Raw genomic sequence first — 9,595 nt, 5'->3', positions numbered from 1 at the left:
TCATGTTCATCTGCCTATCCTTAACTCTCTATAGAGTAAATTGAGATAGGCAGTTACACAAAATTAGTTACAGTCTCCTGAGAGACCTATATGGTCAGTATATAAATCTATTAGTTTTTTCTTGTCATGAGTTCTATAAAGGCTACTCAAAAATTCATATCTTTCGGTTAATTTTTGTTCGCCACTACTAACTAAATGAGAGAATACTTTTATAGTGTCTGTGACTGTAAAACCAAATATGTTGTTAACTTCAAAATCAAAATATGTGTAGAGCTCCGTAATTATTGTTTTAATCTGAGAGTTAAAACCCCAATTACGGACTATTTGAGTATGTCCTCTTAGCAGCTCCTGAATGGTAGATATTGCTTTTTCTTCATTAGACTGATTGAGTTCTGCTGTTCTATATCTACTTAGAGATGAGTTTTGTTGAATTTCTTTTATTAGCTCAAAAACAACTTCAATATCTCTATTCGTAGGCATTTTTGTACCTAACGAATCTTTAGGTATCGTCAGAATTAAAGCTTGTAGTAACTCCACATGAAATTGCTCAACCCCAATAGGAGATTCTTTATTAACAACCCCATCGTCACTGACACCCTGACTTAAAGAATAAGTAGAGACAATTGATAAAGTAGTTAACGGACAGTACTCACAAAGGAACTCCTTTAGGTCATCGATTCCTTCTTTTAGCTTAACTTTACTCTCAGAAGAAATTTTTTCGATTAAAGACTCTTGTTGTTCTCGAGTCAACGAGGATAGAGGATTTTCAATGCTAGTTAAGACTGGACCTCCATCTGATTTAACCTGAGTTGGGGAGAAGTTTTTATCTACGTTATGATTTTTGTTCTTTAACTTCTTTTTCTTCGCGTCACGTCTTGCTTTACTTTTTTTACTCATGGCATTCCTTTCGAGTATTTCCTTAAGGATATTATCGTAAATGACTAAACCTGTTGTGTACACTTACTTACGGTTACCTATGATTCTCTAGTTTTTCTAGATGGTTACTCTCATTGCTGTACCCTTAAGCTTCTTCCCAAGTTGATTCTCTGGATATAGTCAAACCTAGTTCCTGTCCTCTAACAGTCTTCCTTAGGGCTTTCCTAAAGACACCTGCACCATAATATTCAGTCATATTATTGAAGCTCTCCACGGCTTGTTTAACCTGATGATCGGTTTACTCCTAGCCACCTTCGATCGAAGACTTTACATTGCCTATACGCCGTTTGAGATTTTTATTATGAGAAGTGGTATCGGCCATTGAAATGTATACTCTAATTTGTAGTCAAATATAGAGACATTGTTTATACAAGTCCTTTAAATACAAAAAGTTTGGTCTTGGGAGGTTAAACTAACGGCATGATGTAAACATCTCCCAAGCTTAACGCTTAAAAGAAAGGCGCTGCTCATAGAGCAGCGCCTTTTTTAATTGTATAGCAAATCTAGAGCGTAGCAGGGCTATGCGCCCTGTTTTTCTGCAATATACTCGTCCACCAACTCTTCAAGAATGGCAAGTGGCACGGCACCGTTTTTAAGCACCACGTCATGGAAATCGCGTAAGTCGAACTTATCGCCTAATTCTTGTTTCGCTTTTTCACGAATTTCTAAAATCTTAATCATGCCTACTTTGTAAGAGGTGGCCTGCCCCGGCATAACAATATAGCGCTCAATTTCAGACGTAACGTCGCTAAGTGCCATACCTGTGTTGCGTACCATATAGTCAATTGCTTCTTCACGGGTCCAACGTTTATCGTGAATGCCCGTATCTACCACCAAGCGCACGGCCCTGAACAGTTCAGCTTGAAGGCGCCCCAAGTTATCTAGAGGTTTATCTTGAAAGCCCATCTCCCATGCTAAGTATTCTGAATACAAAGCCCAGCCCTCGGTGTAGGCAGTAAAAGGCGACATTTTGCGAATAAAGGGCATGCCTTCCAGTTCCATCGCCAAGGCTACCTGGAAATGATGGCCCGGAATGCCTTCGTGATAGGCCAATGTACGCATGCTGTACTTAGGGGTTGCTTTAATATCATATAAGTTGGCATAAAATCGTCCCGGACGAGAGCCGTCAATAGCGGGCTGCTGGTAGTAGGCGCCAGGAGCAGTTTTCTCTTTAAACTCCGGAATACGTACCACTTCCATGCCAGCCTCAGGGCGAATTCTAAATACATCACTTATACCTGCATCAATCTCATCAAGTATGGTTTGGTAATCTTTTAGAATTTGCTCGCGGCCTTCATCACTGTCTTCGTAATAGTGAGAAGGATCGGCGGCTAACGCGTCCATCGCGCTAGAGAAGCCCTGAGTTACGTCGTAGCCTTCACCAGTAAGAATAGTCAACATTTCGCCCTGAATTCTTGCTACCTCTTTTAAGCCTAGGTTGTGAATTTCATCGGCAGTCATGTCGGTGGTAGTGAAAAAACGCAGCGCATTGGCGTACACTTTGTCGCCGTCAGGTAAATGCCAGTAGCCGTGGTCATTGCCAGCTTTGGCTTGAAGCGTGGTGAAGTAATCTATAAATAGCTGGTAGGCGCGGTCAACGTCATCACCTATGACTGTTTGAGCTTCAGCTAAAAATGCGTCTTGCTGTTCCGCAGAGATTTCTTCAGCCTTAGACATCTTTTCTTTCAGTGAGCTGTAAAGAATATTCTCTTCTATTGGCGAAGATATAAAGCCATTCATTTCATCTAGTACGCGGTCTATCACGAAGCGCGGAGGGATAATGCCTTTTTCTTCACGAAGCTTAAGCCCTTCAAGTACTTGCGCAAATTTTTCATCTACAGCACGCAAACGGCTTAAGTAGTTTTCTACGTCGGCGGCATCATTAATTTGATGCTGACCTTCCATAAAGCTTGGAAACCCGTTTTGTACACCGAAAAGCTGGTTTACTGGGTAGCTGTGATACTGAAATGGCTCGTTACTAATGAGATAATCAAGCAAGTACAGCGTGATTTCTTTTGAAAGCTGCTCATCGTCGTTTAAATCTTCGTCGTCATACGCTAAAACCCTTTCGCGTATGTGGCGCGCTTTGTCGAACAAAGCTGCGTTTTTCTCTATGCTAGCGTCATCAAGTTCGGCGTTATGACCTTTAATACCCACTGATTCTAAGAAACCGAGAGAGGTTAAGGTTTCAGGGCTATCAAAAGCTACTTTCACCATTTCACGGTTAAGTAGGTTATTAAAGTAAAAGGGTTTATCCGCATACCACTCGTGCGCAGCAAATGCACCGCCTGCTAACAAAATTATCAGTAAGCCGGTACCAATCCATTTAAAAAATCGTTTCATCGTTATTGTTGTCCGAATTTTGTCCAATGTTTACGTTAACGGAAAAAGTTAATAAAAGTAAATGGTAATAATGAACTCGATATAAAAAGAAAGGCGCTGCTTATACAGCAGCGCCTTTGTTATTGTTGTTAAACGTTTTTAGGCTTAATTTAACGGAGGAATGTCATCGGCATTCTGGTTAATTTTACCTACGCCCGAGTAGTTGATAACTCGCTGCTTAACCACGTCGGCATCATCTAGTACGTAGTCGTACGGCACTTCGTAGCTGGATGTTGGCGTGGCATCAGGTCCTGCTACAACGTCACCATCAGCTGGCGTTGTCCAAGTTACGCCTTCGCCAAACAGGTTGCCTGACGTGTTCCAATATCCAATAACGTCTGAGTAGAAAGAAACAATTGGGTTTTGCGTGTTCTCAAACACATTGTTTTCTACCTGTAGCTCTGCACCAATTCTTGAATTGATTGCCGTAGAGGATATCTGATTGTAATAGTTGTTATACAAGTGACCGTGACCGTAGCGGAATAACGGTAAACGTGACTCGATATTCTCAAAGCGGTTGTGGTGGAAGGTAATTAAACGCTCGGTATTATCACTGTCTACATCATTCTCAGTGTGGCCGTGTAACGAGGCTTTCCAATGATCATGAAGGTAGTTGTAAGAGATAGTGATGTTTTTCGCGCCGCGTTTACTATCTACTAACCCGTCGTAGAAATCCTTGTCCACAGACAATGTGCTGTAAAGCTCATTGTGGTCAATCCAAATGTTGCTGGTGGTAGAGCCGTCGTTATCACCTTCAATAGAGATAGCATCTTTACCATCAGTAAGCACGTGGTGGATTTTCAGGTTTTGAATGATCACGTTATTTGCACGTCGAATTAAGATGCCAATGCCGTCGAATTCGCCTCTGTCTGCAACCCCGATAATTGACACATCGTTCATGTCTTTTATTTCAATCGGTGAGCCCGTACCGCCATTGTTTGCGTCGGTAATGGTGCCATCTACATAAACCGTCACTGGGGTGTTGCTGTTCGCTGCGCTATCTAGTGCCGCTTGCAGGTCTGCGCCGTTATCTACGGTGACTACTGTACCGCCAGTACCGCCGGTTAATGCATAGTTGTATTGCGCAAAACCGTACGCATCAAGCGTTGGAGCAGGTGCTACATTCGGTAAGTTAGGCTCGCTTGGCACCCAGCCTTCGCCGTTATTAAAGTGAGAGAATATTGCCGTTCTGCTGGTAAGTTCAGTCACTTCGCTGTCGGTAAGAATGTGGGCAAACTGACGGCTTGAAAGATCAAGCGGGTTACCCTGCATATCCATGCTGCCGTATTCACGCCATCCAGCTGCTGCGGTTGCAGGGCTAGGGTTTGGTGCAGGTTGGTCGCGTACTCCTTCGCCCGCCCAGCCGATAGTGGCAATGTGGGTGTCGAAACGGTTATTAATAAGCGTAATATTGTCGAAGTAGCTCGCGCTGCCGCCACTTCTTGCAATATACGTAGAGTCGTCGAGTACACCGTTACCAATAGGGCCTGGGCCATTGGTGAAGCTGCTGTTTAAGAAGATAAACCCTTTATAAGAAATATCAGGTACGCGAGCTTGTAGAATGTAGCCGCCCGCTGTGTCTTCGTCAGGGTTGCCATTTTTAGAGTCGCCAATGGTGCGAATTTCGCTGTTTTCAAACAGTGCGGTATTTACGTAACCCCAAATGAAATCAACGTTGCCGGCAATCAATGAGTTGTAGAACCAACTGAAGCCTTTTAACAGCAGCGTATCTTGTTCACTCACAAAGTTCATATCAACGGCAGTTAGACGACCTGAATCACTGTTAAAGTAAATCGTCTCAGCTTGGTTAGAGTAGTCGTTGCTTCTGATGTGTGAGTTTTTCAAAGTGAAGTTCGTTAGCGTCAGGTTATCTACGCCTTCCACTAAAAATACGCTTCTTCCGCCTGATGGCGTGCCCGCCGCAGGTGCTTCGCTCTTGCCGCTACCGCTGTTAAAGCTTTCAAAGTTATCGTAGTACACCACGGTATTGTCTCGGCTCTCGCCTTGAAGCGTGACATTGTTGTTACCGCGAAGGAACAGCATTTCCTGATACTCGCCGTCACGAATCGTAATGCGAGATGGCGTATCGCTACTTACGTTTTGCATCACGTAATTAAGCGCACCTTGCACCGTGCGGAAATCCGCTTCGCCGTCATCATCTACGGTAACATTCGCGCCAGAAGGTGCAGCGGCTCTTGTTGCAAAGCGCCAGTTCGCACTCTTGCCAATACCACTAAAGCTTTCACCATTTAGCGTTGCGCCGGTTACCGTACCATCGCTAATGGCTACGTAATACGACTGACCATATTGAAGAGCATTTGTATGAGGCTTAATCACTAATTTGTTGCCTACAACTGATGCTGGGCGGTAAGCCACTTTGCGCTGTCTGTCTTGGCCTTCAAAGCCAATAAAGTCTTCATCAGCTGCAATATTGATAACGTCTACCAGGGTGTCGTCTGTCGCATTGTAAATGCGCACTTCACCGCTACTTCCTAAGGTGGGTTCGCTGTCGAAGGTTAACGAGAGTAGGGTATCGGGATACGCATTGTTATTGCCCGAATACGGTGTGGTGTCTGGGAATAAGTCGCCATAGGTGGCGGTAGGCATTGTGAAGCCTTCGCCAACATTAACGGCAATGTGTTTGCTTAACGTAGGGTCAGAGCCAGAAGTAAAAGTTACCATTGCGCTGCCGGCAGCGCGAGGGGTAATGGTAACTTGTGGACCTTGCTGCTCTACGCTGACCACACTCGCATCACTGCTGGTTACGGTAAACGTGTCTTCAGTTATACCGTCGTTTTGTACTGCGGTAACGTAAACGAACAACGGATCGCTACTGGTGGTGGTTTCCCACTCTGTTTCTTTGAAATCTAGAGTAAGTTGAACTGGTTTAACAGCGGGGTCACCCACTTTTAAATCGTCCAGCTCGAACGAGCGGTTATTAGTGAAGAGGCCAATCAGTCCCGCTGCACTATAGGTTGTATCTTCTGCTGTACCCATGTTCTCGCCGTCTAAATAAACGGTGAGTTTCTCGTTTTCCATTTCAAAACGTACGCGATACCACGTGCCGTCTGTACCGTCTTTTTCACCCAGTACAATAGGTGACTTAGCTTGGACAGGGCGAGAAATACTACCTTCGGTACTTACCGCTACTTCCACTTGTGTACTGCTTGATGAGTTTTGTACATTCAAACCACCGCCGTACCAGTTTCCAGCGCTATCATAACGACCTAGAAGGAAGATCTGTTTGTTTCGCGTGGTGCTGTTTTGTCTTGGACGAATGCGCGCTTCAACAAAGTAATTTCCATTTTCTGGCAGGTTGCTTAGCGCAGACTCTTTAACCAAGAAAATTTCGCCACCTTCACCGCCAGCGGTGTAGCGCATCACTTTGTTGCCGTCATCTTCTACAATATCAAACGTGCCTTGTGGGCCGTTTGAGCCTGCGTCGTCTGAAATAAGCGTGAAGTTATCTAAAGAGCCCGAAGCAAAATCGTCGCAGAAGTAAAGCTGTGGTTCATTTTCACAGCTAAACTTGCTGTCATCTGGCGCTTCACCCACATACGATATAACAAAGTTATCGATAACTACTTTGCCGCCACTTTCAGTACGTAGCTGTATGAACGAGGTGGGTGTACCAATAAATCCATCGATAGTTAGGCGTTGCCCTGGCACAAGGTTATTAACCAGTTCGCTGTAGAATTTAGAGTCGCCGCCATGTATCGATTTGCTGCTACTGCTGGTGTTGTTATCTACATATATCTGGAAGTTGTTGTCGCCTTCACTGTCTTCAACCGCAATGATGTCCATACTAATGGTATATTCACGGCTTAAATCTAATATACCCGTGGTTACAGTGTCATCAGCGGTTGTGTCTGTATCAGGGGTACTGTTGCCCATGGTAAAGCGTGCACTGTCGATGGCTAGTTGGCCTTCGGAGATCACTAAACCTGAGCCGCCGCCCGTTACGCTATAAAACGGTGTCGCACCACCATCGGTCGACTTGTATTCAGGGCTGAAGAAGGTGTCAGCGTCTGTTTCAAACGTCTCCTCTAACAGGGTGTTTTCATCAATATATTCAATGCGAATATTGTCGATGACCACAATAGAGCCACTTTCCGTTCTAAATTGAAGGTACGAGTTAGGCGTTGCTATCTGTCCTTCTACTGTCATAGTGGTTCCCGGTACTAAATCGAGCACAGGCTCATTAAAGAAACGAGAATCTGAACCTAGGTGTGAGTTGGCGCTGCCAGAAGTATTGTTATCCACGTAAATCTGGAATTTGTTGTCGCCTTCGGAATCTTCAGCAGAAATAACATCAAAGATAACCTTGTAAGGACGGCTCAAATCCAGTGCACCGGTTGATGATGTATCGTCAGACGAGCTTTGGGTATCAGGTTCAGTATTACCAAGGGTAAAGCGTCCGCCGTCAAGCTGAATACCAGTGTCAATTTGCGTTACCGAGCCACCGGTAATGGTAAACATGGCGACTTGCTCACCCGCTGCATTTTCAATCGCGGCAAAGTTTGTCGAGAAAATATCCTCGCTTTCGCCTGCAAAGGTATAGGAAAGCGGCAGCGGTACACTTGGAATAACTTCGGGCTCTTCAGGCTCGGTAGGCTCAGGCTCAACCGGAGGCACTGGGTCAACTGCGTCAGCTACCGTTTCAATTTTTAAGTTATCGATAGTGATAGTGGCACTCGAATCTGTGCGCAATTGGAAGAAACTATTGGTTACCGAGCTGTCGAGAATTTTCGCGTCAGGTGCACTAGGATTGCCGCCACCAATATCGTCACCTGGCTCATAGGTATAGGTAAATCGCGTGCCGGGTACCATTGTGCCGTCCGCTAACCCTTCGCTTACAAACTTAGAAGCAGCACCGTGTACAGAGTTATCTTGCCCTGTGGTGTTGTTATCTACATAAAGGCTAAATGTACCGCCGCCATTGTGAGAAATAACGTCGAAGCTGATGGTAAAACCTTCGCTAAGGTTATAAATACCCATGCCTACCGTATCTGATGCCGACGTATTGGCACCTGGGTTGGCTGCAGCATTACCTATGCTGAATCGATCGCCTTCAAGGGTAAGTTGACCTGTGGTGGCGTCGACTAGTGGGCTACCACCTGTTACATAATAAAGCGCGCCAGCATCTGGCTCTTCACTTAAACGCTTGTACGACGATGAGAAAAACGTATCGGTGTCGGTATCGAAATTCTCTTCAAGCGCTGCCTGGATAGAATTCGCTGCTTCCTCTAACTTTGCCAGTTCAACATCTGCTTGTTCTTGGGTAAATGCAAACAGGTAGTTCTGTGGATCTTCGTTGGCAAGGCAATTTTCAACATGCAGCACTAGCGGCATAGACTGAGCGTTATCTGGGGATATCACGCACAGGCTGTATACCTCGTTAACCGTGTTGAAAGCACGGGAAATAAGATACTCAGTTTGCTCACCGTAGCTAAGGGCAATAACTTTTCGTCCAAAAGAGAATTCATAGCTACCTGTTGTGCTTTCCTCACCGTGCACTCTTACAAAAGTACCTGACAAGTTCGTTTCGTCGTCTGGCGTAAAGGTGTAAGTGGCTTGCGATACACTTCTGCCTTCCAGTGTTGGTGCGTAAATGTCGCCTGTGAAGCAGGTTACATCAAAGGTGTTAGGGAAGAGCGTGCCTAATTCGGCTTCAAGGTAATTTACGAAATGGCTGATAGCCTGTGCTTTATCCACAAGCGTAGCACTGGCTCCGCCAGCGGAACCCAGCCACACCTCTACATCGGCTGCAAAATCTGCATCAGATTGATTAAAGAAGTCTTCAATGGTTTGCCCTTCGTCTAGCGTAGCTACCGCCACATCGCCAGCACTGGCGCTTAGCGATATACCGTTACTTGGGTCGCCATCGGTATCGAGGGATTGTAAAAGTCGAAGCGTGTTTACGACCGACTGGTTAAAAGGGTTGTCAGTTGCGAACAGGTCAAGAGGAGAAATAACGCTTGATGCCGGTGTTTCTGGAAACGTCAGCTGGCCTATGCTGAAAGCGAGCTGCTCGCCTCTGAAGTAAGAGTATTCACCCTGCGCATTGGTAGTGCCGTTTTCCACAGAAGCAGAGGAATAATTGATTCCTTCAACGGGGCTATCAACAAATACGCCAGTAAGTGCTGGGTCGGGGGGGAGGGTTACGTTGGTAGAGCTTTTCTCGCCGCAGGCAGTAACGAGAACAACACCACCCATCAGGGCAGCAATTTTCGTGAGTTTCATGGTACTCAATCTCCATATTTTACTGGGCGTACTA

General features: G+C 45.3%; 3 protein-coding genes. All 3 read right to left on the bottom strand.

What is annotated here, in order from left to right:
- Positions 1–63 precede the first annotated feature (63 nt).
- Positions 64–897, bottom strand: coding sequence for a hypothetical protein (locus WA381_RS07245; protein WP_197044431.1), 834 nt, complete (start codon positions 895–897; stop codon positions 64–66).
- Between the two features lie 558 nt (positions 898–1,455).
- A complete protein-coding gene (locus WA381_RS07240) occupies positions 1,456–3,279 on the bottom strand; it encodes a DUF885 domain-containing protein (RefSeq protein WP_156087220.1) in 1,824 nt (607 codons plus the stop codon).
- 144 nt (positions 3,280–3,423) lie between these two features.
- Entirely contained in the window at positions 3,424–9,561 is a 6,138-nt protein-coding gene (locus WA381_RS07235; RefSeq protein ID WP_156087218.1) for a pectinesterase family protein, read from the bottom strand.
- Positions 9,562–9,595: the final 34 nt, after the last annotated feature.

It is taken from the genome of Alteromonas sp. CH_MED4-4 (assembly GCF_037029575.1).
In the GTDB taxonomy this organism is placed as follows: Bacteria; Pseudomonadota; Gammaproteobacteria; order Enterobacterales; family Alteromonadaceae; genus Alteromonas; species Alteromonas macleodii.
Note: the sequence above shows the minus strand (reverse complement) of the source record. Positions and strands in the feature narration are given on the sequence as shown.